The organism is Flavobacterium soli DSM 19725 (genome assembly GCF_000422705.1).
Taxonomy (GTDB): Bacteria; Bacteroidota; Bacteroidia; order Flavobacteriales; family Flavobacteriaceae; genus Flavobacterium; species Flavobacterium soli.
Map to the genome: position 1 here is coordinate 291,093 of NZ_AUGO01000001.1, position 20,206 is coordinate 311,298.

The 20,206-nt window shown below is 37.8% G+C and carries 15 protein-coding genes; 11 read left to right on the forward strand and 4 right to left on the reverse strand.

Annotated elements, in window-relative coordinates:
* Window positions 1–271 precede the first annotated feature (271 nt).
* From G508_RS0101290 to G508_RS0101300, 3 genes are read left to right on the forward strand one after another with little or no spacing between them, the layout of a single operon-like run.
* Window positions 272–3,787, forward strand: a complete 3,516-nt coding sequence (locus G508_RS0101290) for a hypothetical protein (RefSeq protein WP_026703627.1) — start codon at window positions 272–274, stop codon at window positions 3,785–3,787.
* On the forward strand, window positions 3,784–4,224 hold the full coding sequence (locus G508_RS0101295) for a response regulator (RefSeq protein ID WP_026703628.1): 441 nt from the start codon (window positions 3,784–3,786) through the stop codon (window positions 4,222–4,224). The genes G508_RS0101290 and G508_RS0101295 overlap by 4 nt, the downstream gene beginning before the upstream one ends.
* 9 nt (window positions 4,225–4,233) lie before the next feature.
* Window positions 4,234–5,448: a phosphorylase family protein gene (locus G508_RS0101300; RefSeq protein WP_169628005.1), complete on the forward strand. Its 1,215-nt coding sequence runs from the start codon at window positions 4,234–4,236 to the stop codon at window positions 5,446–5,448.
* A 401-nt stretch (window positions 5,449–5,849) separates the two neighbouring features.
* Here the strand turns inward: G508_RS0101300 and G508_RS0101310 are convergent, their stop codons facing one another.
* The gene (locus G508_RS0101310; RefSeq protein WP_026703631.1) at window positions 5,850–6,254 is read right to left on the reverse strand and encodes a helix-turn-helix domain-containing protein; all 405 of its coding nucleotides are present in this window, start codon (window positions 6,252–6,254) and stop codon (window positions 5,850–5,852) included.
* Between the two features lie 177 nt (window positions 6,255–6,431).
* Between G508_RS0101310 and G508_RS19930 the strand changes: the two genes are divergently transcribed.
* From G508_RS19930 to G508_RS19370, 8 genes are all read left to right on the forward strand, one after another.
* Window positions 6,432–6,980: a hypothetical protein gene (locus tag G508_RS19930; RefSeq protein ID WP_157485851.1), complete on the forward strand. Its 549-nt coding sequence runs from the start codon at window positions 6,432–6,434 to the stop codon at window positions 6,978–6,980.
* 70 nt (window positions 6,981–7,050) lie between these two features.
* Entirely contained in the window at window positions 7,051–7,686 is a 636-nt protein-coding gene (locus tag G508_RS0101320; RefSeq protein ID WP_026703633.1) for a hypothetical protein, read from the forward strand.
* Between the two features lie 75 nt (window positions 7,687–7,761).
* A complete protein-coding gene (locus G508_RS0101325; protein WP_026703634.1) occupies window positions 7,762–9,342 on the forward strand; it encodes a hypothetical protein in 1,581 nt (526 codons plus the stop codon).
* A 213-nt stretch (window positions 9,343–9,555) separates the two neighbouring features.
* Window positions 9,556–9,708, forward strand: a complete 153-nt coding sequence (locus G508_RS19935; RefSeq protein ID WP_157485852.1) for a hypothetical protein — start codon at window positions 9,556–9,558, stop codon at window positions 9,706–9,708.
* Between the two features lie 136 nt (window positions 9,709–9,844).
* A complete protein-coding gene (locus tag G508_RS0101335) occupies window positions 9,845–11,332 on the forward strand; it encodes a tetratricopeptide repeat protein (RefSeq protein WP_026703636.1) in 1,488 nt (495 codons plus the stop codon).
* A gap of 426 nt (window positions 11,333–11,758) precedes the next feature.
* Complete coding sequence (locus G508_RS0101340; RefSeq protein ID WP_026703637.1) at window positions 11,759–15,475, forward strand: T9SS-dependent choice-of-anchor J family protein; 3,717 nt, start codon at window positions 11,759–11,761, stop codon at window positions 15,473–15,475.
* A 284-nt stretch (window positions 15,476–15,759) separates the two neighbouring features.
* Window positions 15,760–15,897, forward strand: a complete 138-nt coding sequence (locus G508_RS19940; RefSeq protein WP_157485853.1) for a hypothetical protein — start codon at window positions 15,760–15,762, stop codon at window positions 15,895–15,897.
* 226 nt (window positions 15,898–16,123) lie between these two features.
* Window positions 16,124–18,730 (forward strand): T9SS-dependent choice-of-anchor J family protein, encoded by a 2,607-nt coding sequence (locus tag G508_RS19370; RefSeq protein ID WP_026703638.1) that lies wholly within the window; start codon window positions 16,124–16,126, stop codon window positions 18,728–18,730.
* A gap of 71 nt (window positions 18,731–18,801) precedes the next feature.
* Here G508_RS19370 and G508_RS0101365 read toward each other — a convergent pair whose 3' ends face one another.
* The 3 genes from G508_RS0101365 to G508_RS0101375 all read right to left on the reverse strand — a co-directional run bounded on the left by G508_RS0101365 (window position 18,802) and on the right by G508_RS0101375 (window position 20,159).
* Window positions 18,802–19,182, reverse strand: coding sequence for a group III truncated hemoglobin (locus tag G508_RS0101365; RefSeq protein ID WP_026703639.1), 381 nt, complete (start codon window positions 19,180–19,182; stop codon window positions 18,802–18,804).
* A complete protein-coding gene (locus G508_RS0101370) occupies window positions 19,183–19,464 on the reverse strand; it encodes a hypothetical protein (RefSeq protein ID WP_026703640.1) in 282 nt (93 codons plus the stop codon).
* A 77-nt stretch (window positions 19,465–19,541) separates the two neighbouring features.
* Window positions 19,542–20,159 (reverse strand): Crp/Fnr family transcriptional regulator, encoded by a 618-nt coding sequence (locus G508_RS0101375; RefSeq protein WP_342662939.1) that lies wholly within the window; start codon window positions 20,157–20,159, stop codon window positions 19,542–19,544.
* Window positions 20,160–20,206: the final 47 nt, after the last annotated feature.

Below are 20,206 nucleotides of genomic sequence, written 5' to 3' on the forward strand. Positions count from 1 at the left end.
AAAGATTTTAGATTTGGTATATTTGAAACTACGTTAAATATTTTATGAGATAGATTGGGAAGGAACTAGAATGAAATTAAATAAGAGATTATTTACAGGTCTTTGTGTACACGGATTGCAAATCCGCACAAACTGTTGTTTTAAAGATTAAATAATTTGTGTACTTATTGTTACTATCATCAATGCAAATTGCCCTTTTAAGTATACGATCTTAAATATATAACACTACTAAATAAAAAGCAAATATTGTATTTTGGCACAAATATAAAATATGAGTAAGAGAACTGATCATAGAAGAGAAAAAGTTATTCAAATTAAGAAAGGTAAAGTTTCAGGCGGACTTTTAAAAAGTTTGATGAAATATGATACAACTATGCCCGATAGAGAATATATTTTATCAAAACTATCCGCTTCTTACACAGATTTGGTGTATAATAATCCGTTACCAAATGAAGATTTGAAAATTTGCCAAGAAAGAGCAATAATTAATACTGACTCAAATATTATACAAGAACTTAATTGGATTTTTGATACTTTGATAAAATTCTCTATTCATATAAATCAATTCTTAATTTTAGAGAAACAAATTGAAATTTTTTTTCTATTAAGTAAAAATGCACAATGTTTCGATATTCTAAACTTATTAGATGACAAAGTATGTCATTCAGTTTTCGCAATCAATATAGAGTTTTTACTAAATGAAATTGATGATAATTCACTAGAAAACATCGAGATATTGAAAGAAATTTCAGAGGAAGAAATTGAAGCTAAATTATTCATCACATTGCAATTAGACAAACTCAGAATTGAGAAAAAATTCACTTCTTGGCAGTATGATGCTATAGTAACCCAAGAAAAGCTAAATTATTCGAAGGATCTTGAATTTGTTGATTATATTAATTTTAAATATGATCCTATATTCCAGAATACCGATGAAAGACTAGATAATATTCACTTTATATTAGGATTTGAGTCTGATTTTTCTGTAATAGATAGGTATAAGTCATTAAAGAAAGTTATACCGTTTATAATTAGTCAAAATGAATTGGATGAGCAAGCTGAAAAATTATTCTTTGAAAGAGTTTCTGTTATTGCTGATATTATTGAGGATCCATATTGGAAAAAATTAAGTTTACTTGGAAATAACTCTCATTTGTATAAGATACCAAGTGATAACGAATCATTTTACATTATTCAAGACTATTACTTTGTAGATGATTATGATAAAGTTAAAACATTAGCTAAAGAAATTTTAGCATCAGACCCTAATAGTTCAGAAATATATTTGTTTTTTGTTAAAGCATTAATTATGACAAATGCTCGACTAGGCGATTATATTTCAGAAAACACTCAATTGTATATATTGTTAGATTTGATTAAATCAATCTTAGAGAAAGGAAAAAACTATCTTTTCGATAGACAGAGACTTTTAGATTATTATTACACCATCGCACATTTCAAGTTTTCACAGCCAATTTTGGAATTCTTAGTATATGAATATAATTTCAGCACCACTAATCATATTGTAAACTCATCAATTTTAAATATTAATCCTATCAGGTATAACTTTTTTAATGCTTATAATACTGAAAGAATTGTACAAAATGTAAAACCCCAGCTATTAAAATATCAAACATATAATTTTTTATTTAGCGACGAAAAATATGAGTTAAAAGGTGTGACTTTTTTTTCGAAGAAAATGCTTATTTCGAAAGAAATTGTAAAAGGTCAATATTGTGAAGCTTTGAAATTATTACAAGATTTTAGCATTCTTGAAAAACAAAAAATAGAAGATTTTGAGTTTATTCGTACTTGGACCAATAGAAGATTTTTAAAATGTTATATAGAATTACAGCAATTTTCTGAATTCGCTGATTTAATTGTCGATAATTATTTTAAAAAAGATTTTGCTTATGATCATTATTTTAATGAGGATATATCCGAAGTTATTTTAGAATGTGAAAATGAAGAAATAAATAAAAATATTAGTATTCCTATCTTATTCCAAATATACAATCAACAGCAGACAACATTATATGACAGTATAGCAAATTTTTTAATTGCTAATTCTTTGTTTTTACCTTCTGAATTATTTGATATTAGATTAAACTTCAATAATGAAAAATTAATTCATTTTTTTGAAAAAGTTTGTACAAAGGAAAATATTGAAGATTCTCCTTATATTAATACAATTGAAGAAGTTGAAAATGAAAGAATTTTGATACTAAATTATTTAAAAATACTCAATCCTATTAAGACAGACTACTACAATGAAGAAATATTAAAAATAACTACCGAATCGAGTATTAGAATTGGGTTGCTACAAATCCATGAAAGTCGAATTTATGTGGACACTCTCAATATCTTTAAAATTGTAGAGAATAATGCATTAGAAGTTTTCGATCGATATCTTAGCTTGACTGATACAAATCTGATTGATATCACTTCTATCAAATTGAATGAAAATTATTCTAAGGGAAAAGTTAATCTGCCCTATTATTTTCAGCAACTAATTGACGAACAATTACTTCCGTTTTACGAACTAGCAAACAATCCTCAATTAGATGATAATGTAGTTTTTGTACCCCAAATGCGTTATGTCTATTTTACAACAATTTTCAATACTATTAAGCAGTTGTTTATATTTGATGAAAGCTATGGCTTTAAAGGGTTTTTAAGTATGAGAATTAGACATGGAACATTTTCCAATGTTCTAAGAAGTGTTTTCGATAATCATAAACTAGTTAGTTCTCTTGAAGCTAATTCATTTGAATATAAAAATGTTAGATATTGGGAAGAAAAATTTAGTGATGTAAGTAATTCTCATCTTATCCAAATTCAGGAGTTACTGAAAAATTTTTCACGAGAGGTTGACAGAATAATTGAAGAAGGCTTGTTGTGGATAAATGTGCAGTCAAAAGAAAATCCTTCAATTAGTGCTATCTTCGATTTTGAGTTTAGTACCAATGATATAAAATTTATTTTTATCAATAGAATGGGGAGAATAAAGGATTTTAATGAATTTGTAAATGTAGCTTTTGATATTTTGTACGAGAAACTTGAAAGTAACTTAGTTATCTTACGAGGCAAAATTTCAGATGAATTAACTCCACAACTTGTTAGTACTCTTGAATTATTAAATCAAAGTATACAAAACATTACTGGGTTACCACAAAACAAAAAGAACCTTATAGGTAGTAATATTTTAAGTTGTAAGACGGATATTCAAATCATTACTACAGAAATAAATAACTGGTTTAAAATATCATATAATAAATCCATTGAAGAGTTTCCTTTGGAAATGATACTAAAGTCAAGTTTAAAATACATAGATATTATAAATAAAAATGCATTTACAAAGGGAACTGTAAAGATTGAAGATAATTCTATATCAAGATTTAACGGAAAATATTTCGAATCATTTGGAGATATTTTTATAAACTTATTTGACAATATTATAAGTAAGAATCGGGATTTAGGTGAAGATCTGCTAGTGGAAATCGACATAAGAGAGGATCAAGATATTTTGACCATACTTGTCAAGAATAATCTTTCACATAATTTAGAATTGACAGAGCTTTCAAAATCAGTTCAAGATATTATTAATAAGATTAATGAATATGAAGGTGATTCACCAGTCGCTTTTGAAAAAGGCTCAGGTTACTTAAAGATTTGTAAATCTATTTATGTAGGTTTAAATCAAAAAGACTACACAATAATACCTACATTTGACAAAGACTCATTCGAAGTTACAATAAAATTTAACATCAAAGATTTGACGGTATGATTGGACTATTAATTGAAGATGATCCAGAAAAAGCGAAAGAAATTTTGGGTTATATTAAAGAAAAATTCCCTCACTGTGAGATGACATATAAACTCTCATATCAAAGTGGTTTGAAGGAAATATTTAGTGAAAAATTCGATTTTATATTATTAGATATGAGTTTGCCATCATATGATCAAGGAAATGGAAATTTTTCTGGGAAGCCTCGTAATTTTGGGGGTAGAGATATTCTTAAAGAAATGAAACGATATAAGAAGTCATCAGTTGTTAAAATAATTACACAGTATAATGAATTTGATGATGGTCTACTGTCACTAAAAAACTTAGATACACAACTCAAATCCAAATATAATGAACTCTATTATGGTTATATCTATTATAAATCTAATCAGACAGAATGGGAAAAAGAATTATTTAATTTCATTAGTAGTTTATAGATGGTTGTTTTGATTGTAGATGATGAAGCATCAAAAGTAGAAAAAATAGAAGGCGTTATTGAAGAAACACTTTTAGATACAAGAATAATTAAATGTTCAAATTCTGTAAATGCTATTAGTGTTCTTTTAGCAGAAAAACACATAGATCTTTTAATTCTTGATATCAATTTACCTGTTCGAGAAAATGAATACCCAAAGGCAAATGGAGGTATTTCACTATTAACTCAAATAATTAGGAGGAGTGAATTATGTAGTCCAGATTCTATAATTGGATTGACGGCTCATGAAAATCTTAAAGAAATAAGTGATAAACATTTTAACAAGGAAGGTTGGCTAGTAGCATCTTACAATCCAAAAATTAGTGACTGGGAAGAAATTATTAAAAACAAATTATCATACATATCAAATAAGGATAAAATGAATTCAATTAGCATCAACGAAATTAAAACAATAGTGATTTTAACTGCAATAAAGCCAGAGTATCTAGCTGTGAGAGCTCATTTGTCAGATATTAAGGATAATGATATAAATGACACATCTTACGAATCTGGTATATTTGAGCATCTTGGTGAAAAAATTGCTAAGATTATTATAAGGGAATGTGGTGCAAGAAATTCAAATGCTGCGCAAGAAACAGAGAGAGCAATACAATACTTTAATCCATGTTGTATTCTTTTTGTTGGTATTGCTGGATCCCGTAAACCAAATGATTTTAAAATTGGAGATGTAATTTTCCCCAGTAAGATATATTCATATGAAGGAGGAAAGGCAACAAAATCTTCATTTAATGCTCGACCAGATATGGAATCATTGACGTATGCATTAACAGAAAAAGCAAAAAAGGAAAGACTAAAGAATGATTGGAAGACATTGATAAAAGGAACATATAAAAGTAACCCAAATGCTGATTTAGGAATAATTGCATCGGGAGATTTATTAATTGAACATTATGATTCTTCAATTGGAAAGTTAATAACTAAATATTACAATGATACTTCAGCAGTTGAGATGGAAGGTTTTGGTTTTGCAAAATCTGTTTCTAGACAGGGTAGAGAGTCACAAAATATTATCTATGGTGTAATAAGAGGTATTTCAGATATATTAGATATATCAACATTTTCCGGTACTATAGAAGAAAAAAGACCTGAATATACTAAGGATTTTGCATCTGATACAGCCTCAGCATTTGCTTTTTGGCTCATCTACCAACTTTATAAAAAATAAAATTTAATAAAAACACTAATTCTACTAAAATAGCAAAATCAATTTATGAATTAATTATACATGAAACCACAACTATAAAAACTGTACTTACAGGTGAAAGCAAATTAATCACAACATTAAAAATAACCAGAGTACCTGAAGGATGGCTTTATAGATATATTCATAACGACACTCCTACTTTAGCATTCGTGCCTTCAAATATTGAATTTTCTGATAATCATGATGAAAACGGACGTGAATTAGCAAATAGAAAAAAGTAAGTAAAATGAAAAAATATTTTTTGCCATAAATGTGATAAGTCCTAAATATGTTTATCCTGCTGTTTTTCAAAAAGTTCATAGCAATATAATTCTCGTAATAGAAATACATAGAGAATAGATTTAACTCGATAAAAAAGTTATCTATTTATTGATTAGCTTCTCCAACATCTTAATCTGTTCGTCTTTGGATTTTAAAAGTTCCAAATTTAATCTCTTGATTTCTTCCAATGCTTCCATCCATTTTTCTATAGGATTCACATTAAAAGTTGGGTAATAATTGTAACCATTCGATTGGTCGTTAAACGTATTCGAAATAATATTCACCGCCTGCTCCTCATCAAAATTCTGAAAAGCCTCCACAGGAATCTTCAACGCATTGGAAATCTGCCTGAGCATGTCCTCTTCGATAATATCCTTCTGCTCCAGCATGGAGATCTTCTTCTGGTTCCAGTCGGCCCCCAGATCAAACGCCAATGCCTCCTGCTTGATGCCGAGCATTTCCCTGAATCGTTTTACATTCCTTCCCTGGTGTATTTTCTGTTCCATAACGTCTGTGCATTTTGCAGGCCCAAAGATAAGGGCATCCGGATTAAAAGTTTGGTTACCCAAAGGTAAAAAATATCGGTGAATTATCCCACACTGCGGGATATAATATTCGCTGCCGGAATAGAATATCCGTCATGCAGTATGGAATTTTACCTCCGAAACCTTAAACCACCACCCATGAAAAAACCAATCGACCCACTTGAAGCCCATTTCTGGTCGGGCCATGACCTCCGCCGTCCCTTAGAACTGCTGGATGCCTTCTTTGACTATGCGCACCTCGACGAATACAAGGAGGTGCTGTCGGGGGCACTGCTGCATACTGGCAGGGAGGAGGTGTACCATAGGAAGCATCCCGGCGATGTATTCCTCTTCTATACGGCACTACGTTCGTTTGTGAAGGCCAGTTACCGCCTCTCCCAAACCAAGAAATGGCAGGTAAAGGAGGGCATTCTGTGCATTTCCGTACTTCACCAAGCTTCGCTGGACAAGCAGGAGTATGCCGACCCCCTTTCTGTGTTCCGCAACGCCTTTGCCACCCATACCTCTGGCCACTACGAGAATTTCCTCTGCGAGCTTGTGCACCTGGCCCTCTGCCCCTACGACGACTCGGGCGGGTACGACCTGCTGACGCCCTACCTGCAACTGGTGAAGATGCTGGACGCGGCCCAGCTCATCAGGGAACGGGGCGTCGAGCGTGTCCAAAAAGGCAGTACGCCTGCAGGATAATTTATCCCGAAGCGGAATAGCATATCCTCCTGAGTGTTGCGAATTTTACCCCAGCTAAACCACTGACATTATGAAAACTAACCCAGAAACAAATGCTGCCCACCAGCTGGTAAAGGACGTTTCGCAAGCCCAAACCGTACTGGAGATACTGCTGGAACCTGACGAGATGGAACGCCTTGAAAAGGGGGCCTACGCCCTGGAACACCTGCTCCAAAATCCAAAGATTCCGGAACTGCTGCACCGCTATGCCGAGCTGCTGCACGAACATGAGCTTGAAACCCTGCTTTCGGACCCACCCAAACTTGAAGGAGTGCAGCAAGACGACTGGCGGAAGGCCGGGCTGATCGCCTGCGTCCAACTCCTACTGCCGCTAAGCCATGTCCTCCTGGCGCCTCCAGATCCCAATGACGACAGCTTGGAACTCCTGCGTTATGTACTGGGTTCCATCCCTTGCAGCAAACTGGTAGCAGGCCTGCATTCGCTGGGGCTTGAAATCATGGGCGTGGACTACCACCTGAACTTCCAGCAACACCTCCGGGCAACAGATACGGAACAGTACCTGCTACGGCTTCCAAAAACACATCCCGAACTGAAGGAACATCTTGAGCTGATCGCATGGCTGGCGCTAATTCGGCTCTTTCTGGAGGCGGTGTACCTGTATGCGGAGGCTACCGATAACGCAACTGCAATTTGCCAAAATGACTAGACCGTTCTTCTACACCTGTCAGGTGAGCCTCCTGCATCCAAAATCCTATCCGCTTCACCTTAAAACCACACTACCATGAACACCACTACCCTTCCGTTTCCGACACTTGAAAATGAGTTCCTCGCCGCAATGTTGCGGCAAGCCATCGCACAACATCCCGTATGCCACGTATTCCATACCCCCAGAGCAGACCAGGAGGTCGCACAATTGACGGTGGAGGTAGCGGACAAGGCCATTGCCGACCAGCTGCAACAGCAGCCATGGGTGGCCAAGGCACTGCTCCACCACCAGACCAATGTATGCTTCTTCTACACCTCCCAGCTGCAGTCTCCCTCCTATCGGGCACATCCCTACGTGCTCTGCTACTGCCAGCCCAACGCCCTGCTCTATCGGGCAGAAGGGCTGGCAGCAGCACCCCTTCCCACTCTCGGCCGCAAGGGGTTCAAGAAAAAATGGGACCGCTTTACCGAGCAGTTGCAGCACGACCATGAACTGTATCAGGTTCAGCTGCAACAGCTCCAGGCGGATGGCTTTTCGCATAGCCTACTGGCTACCTACGAGCGGCTGCTTATCTGGAACACGGAGCAACTCGAGCGGCTGCATACGGGCCGGCGTCATGGCCACCCCGATCTCAATAGCGGCATCCTCCAGCTGTTTTCCTACCTGCCCGAACTGCAGCGGCATTTCGTAGCCAAGAGCCCGAAACAGCTGTACCTGCCCTATGTCCTGGATCAGGCGCGGAAGTGCGGGTTCGAACAGGACATGTACTATGGTGAGGCACTTTTGGAGGCCATCGCCATGACCGAAAACACACTCTTTGAACACATAACACAACGGCTTTCCACCCTGAAGCGTCGTGCGAAGAAAAGATGGACCGAAGCGCAACACCCAGTCGCGGTAGCGTTACCCCCTAACGATCCAGCGGTCGCCATGGCCATAAGGTTCCTATCGCAACTGGCGGAAGTAGAACAGGCCTACCTTTTCCACCAGCTCACCTGCGGTGCCAACACGACCTATTACCTGCTGCTGATCGGAAAAGGATTGGGGAATGAAAGGTTAGAGTCGCTCACACAGTCACTGCACGACCGCACAGAGGGTAAGGCGGACTTCATGCTGCTGGGGCACGAGCGGTATTGGATCCAGAAGAACCTCTACCAGTACCAGCAGTTCTTTGTAGAGCTGGTGCAGGAGCAACAGCTGGTGTATTCCTCGAGTCAGTACCATCCTGATTTCCACTGGGAGTTGCCCCACCATCCCTACCATGGGGACCTGCATTTCTATGGGAAGGCCACGCGCGATGCGGGCTTGCAGTTTGCCAGCATCGTCCAGCATAACGACCGCAACTATCAGGGGCTGAAACAGCTGTTTGCACTGTTCTTCCTTTCCCTTTGCAGGACCCTAATCTTCGTAAGTACCTTTTACCTGCCGCATTACCTTAGCAGCAAGGCGCTTTGGCAGCTGTGCGTTTATGCCGATCCGGCACTACGCAAGCACGAGTACCTGTTTGCTGAATTTTCGACGGATTTCTTTTCGTTTGCGGACCAGCATCGGTCTGCCGATCACCGGCTATCGCGGCTTACGGACGAACAGGTGGGATTGCTGCAAAGGATCGTGGAGGGGCTTATGGCAGAGCTGCCGAAGGCCGAAGGGGACTAGCCTCCCTAAAAGGAGCCACGGCCACTATAGCGTGACTCCCTGCCGGTTTCGGATCAGATCCAAAACCTGGACGCAACCCGATCACTGCCTCCGAATTTGCCCAAATAAAAAGAAGGCATTCCATTGCTGCCATCTACCTGCTTGCTTCCAGCCCTATGGTCATCCGAGTACCTACCACCTCCATTTTCCCCAATACCTACAAAATCTAACGCAATGAGGTTATGCCTCCACCTTGCCATCCGCAAAGTAAGCATATGTGAAAAAGGTGGAACGGTAGTAAACGGCAGCCATACCACTATTGGCTATGCAAGAGGGGCCAGCAAAGAATGGGCCGCCGAAGCCTATTCCTTTTTTAAACTGGATTGATTCCTATATATTAGATTCTTCAAAAAAAATGATTATTCTAACAGAATACTAAAATCAAACAGGATTATTTTATCAAATATGTATTCTGATATTGTTTCAAATATATATTTTTGTTTTTCATAAAATCGACTGCTTTATGAAATTGACGTATTGGTTCCTACTACTACTTTTTTTTATTTCGTTCGAATCGATGGGACAAAAGGGGCTTTCCAATTTCCAAATTGATAGCTTGTTGAAAACCGATTCTTTATCCATCTACAATAATCCTGAAAAATCGTATGCCTTAGCAAAAAAAATCTATTGGGCATCTGAAAAAAACAAATACAATCTTGGTCTTGCAATGAGCTTGTACAAGATCTCACTCTACCATTCTGAAATACTCAACGACTATAAGAAATCGCTTGCCTATAATGACAAGGGGTATGAATTTGCACAAAAAATCAACAACGATTCTCTTTTACTTTTTTATACTTTCAGCAAAGGTACTCTATATGGAAAGCTAGGTTTTCATGAAAAATCTCTTCGGATATTTGATGATTGCCTTCAACAAACCAAAAGTATCAAGAACTTAAAAAGACGAAGCTTATTTAGAGGAGATCTATATACCTACAAGGCAGTCTCCCTTAGCCATTCTCAACCTCATCCCTCCAATAAAGTATTGCTTGACATCTATATCAAGGCAATGAACGAATATGAAAAGGCCTTAGACAAATGTGTAAACCCAGGCTATACAAATGTTGGCGTCTATTACTTTCATTTAAAAAATTACGAAAAAGCCGATTATTATTTGAAGAAAGCCGCAGCCTTCTTCAAATTGAAAAACTTAGTAAGCTGTGAAATAGAATATACCAATCTGGGAGACCTCAACTACGAAACCGGCCATTATGAAACTGCCTTTCAATATTTAGATAGCTCGAACACCATTTGCTTCGAGAAACCGCGTGACAATTATTACCTGATCTCCAAAAATTATGAAACCTACAAGAATATATATACCCAACTTGGGGATAAGGATTCTATCATAAAATATCAGAAGCTAGAGATGGCATATAATGACAGTCTCGCTTTTGATAAAGAAAACCGTCGTCGGGAATCGGTTAGCTATATCATGGCAAAAAATGAAAACGATAACAAGAAACTAGAAAAAAATACTCGGAGAATTATTTTATTCTCCGTTTTGACCATCCTGGTAACAGGAGTCCTGCTGACCATTTATTATAGAAGAAGCAACAAAACTTTAAAAGGAAAGAACTTGCTGAAAGAAAAAGAACTTGAAGAGGATCTTGAAAAAAGAGCAGTCCAAATTCAGCAACTCAAACAAAAAGTATCCAGCTCCTATGATGAATTGATTGTGATGGCAAAAAAAGACAATCCATTATTTGTTTCTTTTTTCAAGGAACTATATCCTGATTTTTACCGCAAGCTAAAAGAGATTCAGCCAGGTCTGACCATTTTAGAACAAAAGGTTTGCTTTTATCTTAAACTGAAATTCAGCACCAGAGAAATAGCCGATTGCACTTTCGTATCCGTAAAAGCTATCCAGACCAGAAAAAACAGATTGCGAAAACGCCTTTTTATTGAAGATGGAAAAGACATCTATGACTGGATAGATGAACTCGATTAATTTCTAAACTTCCTTCCCTTTTTTATAACCCCCAACTTCTATTTTTCTTTAAGAAAAAGATCAAACCACTATTGGAGCATTGTAACTATCATTTAGCAATGGTGTCCAAAACCCACAAATAATATAAATCGATTCTTGTTTCTCTATCCTTTTAATTTCATACTTCAAGAAGCAAAAAAAACAAGCAGCACTTATTTGACATTTTTCATTATTTTAAAAAACTGTTTTTCAGCAGCTTAAAAAATGTAGTATCTGTGTAGGATGTGGTTTTTTGGTTTTGTTAGTCCCAAAATTTACATTTGGCCGTATTTAAAAATATACATTAATACTTTTTTTTAAAACATTATGTGTTTTTTAAAACAGATGTGATACAAAAATGAAACAAGTTTTTTAAATACATTTCTATTAACTTAAACCAAAATTATCATGAAGAAAATTACCTTGTTAAGTGCTTTCCTCTTTCTCATCATGTGGGGAAGTCAAGCACAATGTATCCGGACGTCTTTGTATCCCTTCCAACCCTACGTATCCAATAATCTTGGATTGCCAGAAACGGTAACTTCAGGAGCCTATTCCAGTGAATATTCTCAAGTTATTAATTTAACTATTGGAACTGATTATGTATTTACCTGTATACAAAATACCAACAACACAGAAAAATACATTACAGTAACCGATTATTCTAACGAAGTAATTGCCTATGGTGCTTCTCCTTTAACCGTTGAGGCTATAACTACCAACCAAATTAGATTGCACTATTCTGATAATGCAGATTGTGCATCAACTGGGTCAGGTCATACGGTAACCCTCATGGCATTATTGGATTGTTCACCTCCTTTAGATGTATCAGTTTCAAACATTACCACAACAAATGCTACATTCGAATGGCAACCTCAGGGAGATGAAACAGCTTGGCAGGTATTGGTTTTGCCAAATGGATCTACTGCTCCAACAGCTGAAACTGAAGGAACAGATGTAACAAACGACCCTACTTACACCCACACCACTTTAACCGCTGCTGGAAATTTTAAATTCTATGTCAGAGCGAATTGTGGTTCAGAATTTAGTCCGTGGAGCAGTCCCTTAAATTTTGCTAGCGGTTGTGATCCTATAACCTCTTTCTCTGAAAATTTTGACAGTGTGCCAACAAATACAATTCCAATTTGTTGGTATCAAATTAAAAATGGTTCGGGTTCTTCTCCAAATTCATTAGTAACGGTTATGAATTTTTCGGCCTACAGCCCTGCAAATGTTATGTATCTATACAGTGAAAATACAGGCTCTGAGGCAAATTTAATTGTAGCTACACCTCAATTAGCAAATTTATCAGCAGGAACACACCGTTTAAAGCTTTTTGCAAGAAGTAGCGACCCATCACAAAGTATTCAATTCGGGACCGTTAACAACACAACAGCTGATGCAGAATTTACCTTACTAGATGCCATCACAGTAACCGATACTTATCAAGAATATGCCATCGACTATACGGTATATGAAGGAACAGATTCTTTTGTTGCCATTCGTCATAATGGATCACAATTTACTTCAGTGCTAATCGACGATGTCCGTTGGGAAGTGGCACCTCTTTGTGCTGATGTAACGCAAGTTACCATTCCAGCAGAAACCATTACTACCGAAACAGCTACCATCAACTGGATTGCAAATAGTGATGAAACGCTATGGGATGTAGTATATGGACCTACAACGGTTAATGATCCTACAACATTAACACCAATTAGCCCAGCCCCAACAACTAATCCAGCGACTACACTAACTGGATTAACACCAAATACAAGTTATAATGTATGGGTTCGCTCTATTTGTGGTGAAAACATTGGTGGCTGGATAGGACCAAAAACATTCAAAACAGCTTGTATCCCTTCCTCAACAATCAATGAAAGTTTTGACAATTATGCCTACAGCCAAATCCCAGATTGTTGGTCAGTAGTTAAAAACGGTGAAGGAGTATCCCAATATTCTTCTGCTTTTGTTACCGACTACAATTTCTATTCTCCTTCACGTACTTTCATGCTAGGAAACTCTGACTCTGCATCAACTGGAAACATCATGCTAGTTTCTCCTGAATTATTAAATATTGCAGATGGAACACACCGTCTAAAATTTTATGCAAAAAGCGGAGGTGCGACAGGAAGCCTTGAAGTAGGTACTGTTGATACTAATACCAATGATGCTGTTTTTATCGATATTGAAACCATCTCCATCACCTCGACTTATACAGAATATGTTGTGGAGTTTACAGATACTGCAATTACAGACTCTTATTTTGCTTTCCGTTTTAATACTCCAGGAACATACAATAACATCTTTATTGATAATGTAGTATGGGAACCAATTCCTTCATGTGCTGATGTAACCGATATCACTGTACCAACAACTACGGTAAACACAGCTACTGTAAACTGGATTTCAAATGGAGATGAAACCGAGTGGGATGTAGTGTATGACCTTGCAACCGTTACAGATCCTACTACATTAACACCAATCGATCCCGCACCAACTTCAAATACAGAAGCTACATTAACTGGATTATCTGAAAATACTTCTTATAAAGTTTGGGTACGTTCTGTTTGTGGAGGGGAAAATGGAGCATGGATTGGCCCCATAACGTTCAAAACGCCTTGTATAGCCGTTACCTCTTTTGACGAAAATGTAAACAGCACTGCTGTTGGTGTTTTGCCAGACTGCTGGTCGGCAGTAAAAAACGGTACTGGTATTTCTGAATATGCTACTTGTAATGTAATAGATTATTATTTTAACTCTCCTTCTCGAACTATTGTATTGAACAATGCCGGTTCTACCGATGAAGCAAACATCTTGCTGGTATCGCCAAGTTTAGGAAACCTTTCGGCTGGAACACACCGTGTAAAATTTTTCGCCAGAAGTGGTGGAGCAACAGGAAGCGTTCAAGTGGGTACTGTTGACAACACGAGTAATGATGCTGTTTTCTCCGAACTGGAAACTGTAGCCATAACTTCTACCTATGCTGAGTATATTGTGAACTTCACAGATTATAGTGGAGAGGATACTTTTATCGCTTTCCGTCACAATATATCAGGAGCTTACACTACAGTATATATTGATGATATCCGTTGGGAAGTAGCACCTTTATGTGCCGATGTAACGAATATTGCTGTTGCCGAAATAACAACTGAGACTGCAAACATAACTTGGGAACCTCAAGGAACAGAAGCCAATTGGCAAGTCGCTTTTGGGCCTGCAACTACCACAGATCCTGAGATGCTAACACCAAGCGAATTGCTGACGGTAACTAGCTTTCCTTTATCCGATTTGACAGAAAATACCAGCTATAAATTTTGGGTACGTTCTGCCTGTGGTGAACCAAACGGTAACGGAATCTGGATGGGTCCAATCGAATTCACAACACAATGTCTTCCTACAACGGTTCCATTTACACAAAACTTTGAAACAGCAACAACCCCTGCCTTACCTAGCTGTTCTCTTTCAGAAAATACAGGTGGAAACCCATGGGGAACTACTACTGTAACCCAATATGGTTTTAATAGCAAAGTGCTACAATATATCTATACCTGTTCTTCTGCAGCAAATGCATGGTATTATACACAAGGAATTGCTTTAACTGCCGGACAAGAATACACGATTTCCTATAAATATGGAACCAACAATACGCTTTATGTAGAAAAACTAAAAGTAATGTTTGGTATGAGCCCTACTTCTGAAGACATGACCGAAGAAATTGCAAATCATGACAACATCAATTTTAATATTGCACAAACGAATGAGACCCTGTTTACAGCTCCAGAAACAGGTGTATATTTCTTTGGTTTCAACGTTTACTCAGCATCTTGTCAATATAATTTATATGTAGATGATATCACCATCGAAGCTGCGTTATCCAATCCAGATTTCAATAGTGCCAATTTCAAATTCTATCCAAATCCTGTAAAAGATGTTTTGAACTTATCATACGATCAAGCCATTACAAATGTTGCAGTATTCAATCTATTGGGTCAAAAAGTAATTGAGAATACGATCAATGCTACTACTGCACAAGTGGACATGTCTAATTTGGCCACCGGAAGCTATCTTGTGAAAGTGACTTCAGAAAACCAAACCAAGACCATCAAAGTTATAAAAGAATAGTGATTGATAATTCTTAGGTTGTTTCTATTGATCATTGAAAGCCTTCAGGAGTAATCCTGGAGGCTTTATTCTAAAAACATTCAAACTACAAACCGATAATTTTTTTTGTTAATTGTTGAAAGCTCCCTGTCTTTTGTAATCATAATAGCCAAAGACAACACTCTGGTTTTTGTTAATCCCCCTACCGAGTGTGATGAGGTTTATACCCATCAATGGAGCACAATAAATCCTGATAGCAGTATCAGGATTTTTTTTATGGCTTAGTCGACCATTTATTTCTAATTATGAACCTCACTTATCCTGAAATAGATTTACACATAAGTATAAAAATAGGGAAAGATATTCAAGGGCAAAATGAAAGACCTCAACCTAAGACTTTAAAAAAGGCCATTCCTCATGTTTTTGATAAATCAAGAGGTTAATGAAGCTTCAAAACCCAAAATTCATTTACCAAAGAGCGTTTTTCGATAATCACCTAGCTTTTATTGCTCATCTACCGTTATTGCTGGTTGCACAGGTAATTATTAGCTTTCAAAATGCAGTAATTTTTAAAGTTATAATCATAAAAACCTGTGTTAATTTACACTTTTAGTGATTTATAAACATATTGATGCCTTATTTTTGCGAAATATTTAAAAACCATCTGCTATGAAGAAAATTACTATGCTATTGTTCTTGGGTTGTATGTTTGCTGGCTTTGCAAACACCACCACTACGGCTCGCTTCCTGGAGTGCCCTGCACCATTTGAAATCGTTGCCGGCGAAATCACTAACAATTCCGTAACCATCACTTGGACTGCTGGAGCAACCGAGACCGACTGGGAAATTATCATTTCCGAAGTTGGATTACCAGCTCCAACGACTAACTCGACTGGAGTTCCAGTAGAGGATACTCCGCTATACACCACTGCTATTTTAGAATCTGGAAAACATTATAATGTCTATATCAGAGCAAATTGTGGATCAGAATTTAGTTCCTGGTCACCTGCAATCTACTTTTCTACAACATGTGACGCTATTGGTGTTTTTAACGAAACTTTTGAAACTACTGCTGCACAAACACTACCGCTTTGCTGGTCAAAAATACTTGCAGGACCATCACTTTCACCATCGGCTGCTGTTAGAACATCTGCTTCCAATAGTTATGAAGGAACAAAAGCGATGCAGTTGTTCACGCACAGTACGGAACAGGATTCAGATATTATTTTGGTTTCACCAAATTTAAACACGTTGTCCACTGGCTCACATCGTTTGAAACTTTATGCCAAATCAAGTACCGCAACTGGAAGCCTTGAAATTGGAACCGTAGATAGTGCCACTCAGGAATTTACTTTTTTCGAAGGAATTGACCTGACCAATGTATATACAGAATATACCATCGATTTTGCTGCCTATGAAGGGACGGACACTTATATTGGCTTCCGCCAAGCATCGCCAGCTTTCACAACGCTTTATTTGGATAACATTCGCTGGGAAGCAACACCTCCTTGTGCAGATGTCTCTAACATTATAATCGACGATACTACAACCTCTAGCGTGACGCTTTCCTGGACGGCAAATGGTGAGGAGAGCGAATGGGACATTGTTTATGGTGACCTAACCGTTACTGACCCCACAACATTAACGCCTGTAACCCCTGCTGCAACTACAAATGATGGTGCCGTTGTAAATGGATTGTTGCCAAATAGCTCTTACAAGCTTTGGATACGTTCAGCTTGTGATGGTGATGCCAATGGATACTGGATGGGGCCTATTACCTTTCATACGCCTTGTATACCAACTACTGCCATCAACGAAAACTTTGACACTACTGCTGTAAATGCTTTGCCAAACTGCTGGTCGGCTTTATTGACAGGCGAAACCTTATCTCCAAGTTCTTTTGTGAGTGTGTATGGTAGCAATTCGGTTTCTGGAACCAATTGTGTTCGAATGAACAATACCAACTCTGGCGATGATGCCAAAATCATGTTGGTTTCGCCAAATCTTAGCAACCTGTCTGCAGCCACACACCGCCTGCGTTTTTCTGCATCTGGAAACGGTGGAGCAACTATACTAGACATTGGAACATTGAGCAACAACAGCCAAGATGCAGTATTTACTTCGATCATGCCAATTTCCTTGCCAGGACAATATGCCGAATATATTGTAGATTTTAGTGACTATTCTGGAACCGATCAATATATCGCCTTGCGAAATGCCTCTGAAACGGGTTATAAATTAATTTTCATTGATGATATTGTGTGGGAAGCGATTCCAAATTGTGCCGATGTGACTTCGATTACGGTTACCGATGCTACAACTTCAACAGTAACCGTTAATTGGCTAGCTGGGAACTCTGAAATCAACTGGCAAATTGCCCATGCACCCGTTGCTGTAACTGATCCTGCAATGGCAACGATCAGTGAAATATGGTCAGAAACCAATTATAGCATCGAAGGATTATCGGCTGCTACTACCTATAATGTTTGGGTACGTTCTGTTTGTGGCGAGGAAAACGGTAACTGGATGGGACCAATTGCTTTTAATACAGCTTGTAATGCCATGACAACTTTCAACGAAAATTTTGATAGTGTTAGTTACCCAAGTTTGCCTGTTTGCTGGAGCAAATTATTGACTGGAGCAACAGAAGGTTCTGCAATTGCTGTTAGTCCGTTTTCTGCAACAAGTGCTCCAAATTCGGCTTTATTATTTGGAGAATACTCAGGCGAAGGTGCTAATGTTATCCTGATTTCTCCAGAGTTGAGCACGCTTTCTGCTGGAGATTATCAGTTAACCTTTGACGCTACCGGAAGTCATCCGCTAGAAATTGGAACATTAAATAACAATACCTCCGAAGCGGTATTTACTGCCTTTAGCACGGTAACACTTAGCGACTTTGCAAGCGAAAGCTTCACTGTTGATTTTGCTACCTATACTGGAACAGATACTTATATCGGATTCCGTTTGCAAACCAATGGAGAAAACGCCTATGCAAGTATAGACGATGCCGTTTGGGAACAAAACCTTTCTACAGGTGGTTCAACCAAAGCTGCATTTAGCTACTATCCAAACCCGGTTAAGGATGTGTTGCATCTAGCATATAGCGAGGCCATCACTGCTGTATGCGTTTATAACCTATTGGGACAAAAAGTTATGGAAATAGAAGCCAACAGCCCATCTGTAAAGATGGACTTGTCCGCTTTGGCTTCTGGAAGTTATATTGTGAAGGTTGCCGCTGATGATCAATCAAGATCGATCAAGGTGATCAAGCAATAGTTTTAGGATTTTTTTGGGCTGAACCTTCGGAAGCAATTCCGAAGGTTTTTTTTTGCTTAGCTGTTACCGCTTTATTTTCGATTTTCATACATGGCAACCATCAAAACGGTTTGCATTTTTCGAGCTCGGCGTTTTAAGGTATCGGCGTTTTCGCCCGAAAAATTAGCGTCGATGGTTTCAAACCAAAGATTCAGCCATGTACCAAAATGATAGGCAGATACTTGATGACCCGATTGCTCATCAACTTCCTGATGCACCTTGATAGGGTTTCCTTCGTATATTTTTCCGCCAAATAATTGCATGGTCCAGAAATCGGTTAGCTTTTCCAGGTGCCCTTCCCAGTCCTTGATGATGGTATTGAAGATAGGCGACAGGGTTTCATCGGTTCTCACCTTGGCATAGAAACTTCTAACGATTAGGGCCATATCTTCCCTGTTTTCAATTGCCTTCATTTATAAAAAATTGACTGTTGAAATCACAATGCTCAAAAGTACACTCCAAATCAGGATATTGAATACTAGTTTTGGTTTTTGTTGTGCCAATACAGCCCCGTTAAAAGCCATACAGGAAATTACTACTAGAAAAAGTTGGAACATATTCATAAAAGTAGTTCCGTTTTGAAGGATAGCCATTGCCGCAATCGACCCGAGACAACTTTGTGCAAGGATACCCAAAGTACAATAACCGATAAACCCTCTTTGAAAAACTTCGAAATAGTGATGATAGAGATTCATGACTGTAAGATTTTAATTTGAAGTAAAATTACAATCAACGTTAGACGTGGTTTATGACCCAAATCATAAACGGCTCTTTATCTGAAAATTTTTCTGTCCTTGATGATCAGAGCTCCTTTTTGCTCCAAAGCCTTTATCGAACGGATAACGGTTTCTACACGAAGGCCTGTCAAGTCTGCCAATTGTTGTCGGGTTAGGGTCACGCAATATTGCTCTTCCTCGGGCAGTTCTTCTACATGAAGTTTCAAATAATCGATGAGCTTTAGCAGGCGGTGTTCGGGATCTTGCGACGAAATTTCTGAAGCCATCACCGATTTATAGTAGAGCCTATTGGCCAATCTCGTACTGATGGCAATAGCAGTTTCGGGATGTTCATGGAGCAATTCCAGAAAAACGGTTTGTGAGAGTTGCAGCAGGACAACATCCGTCAAGGCTACGGCATTTGCTGGATAATTTTTAGCGATGAGCAGTGGAGGTTCGCCAAAGCTTTCTCCTTTCGAGAAAATGCCTTGTATAAATTCCTTTCCGTCCTGGTTATAATTGTTCATCTTGACTTCCCCACTCTGCAACTGAAAGTAGTATTTTGCAGTATCGCCTTCATTAAAAATGATTGTTCCTTTTGGATACGATTTTAAACGTGCACCAAATTGCAACAGCAAATTTTCATCGATAATGGGGGCTTTTTGAGTATCCATCTAAAAAAGAATTTAACTCCATAAAAGTACTTGAAAAAAAGTAAAAC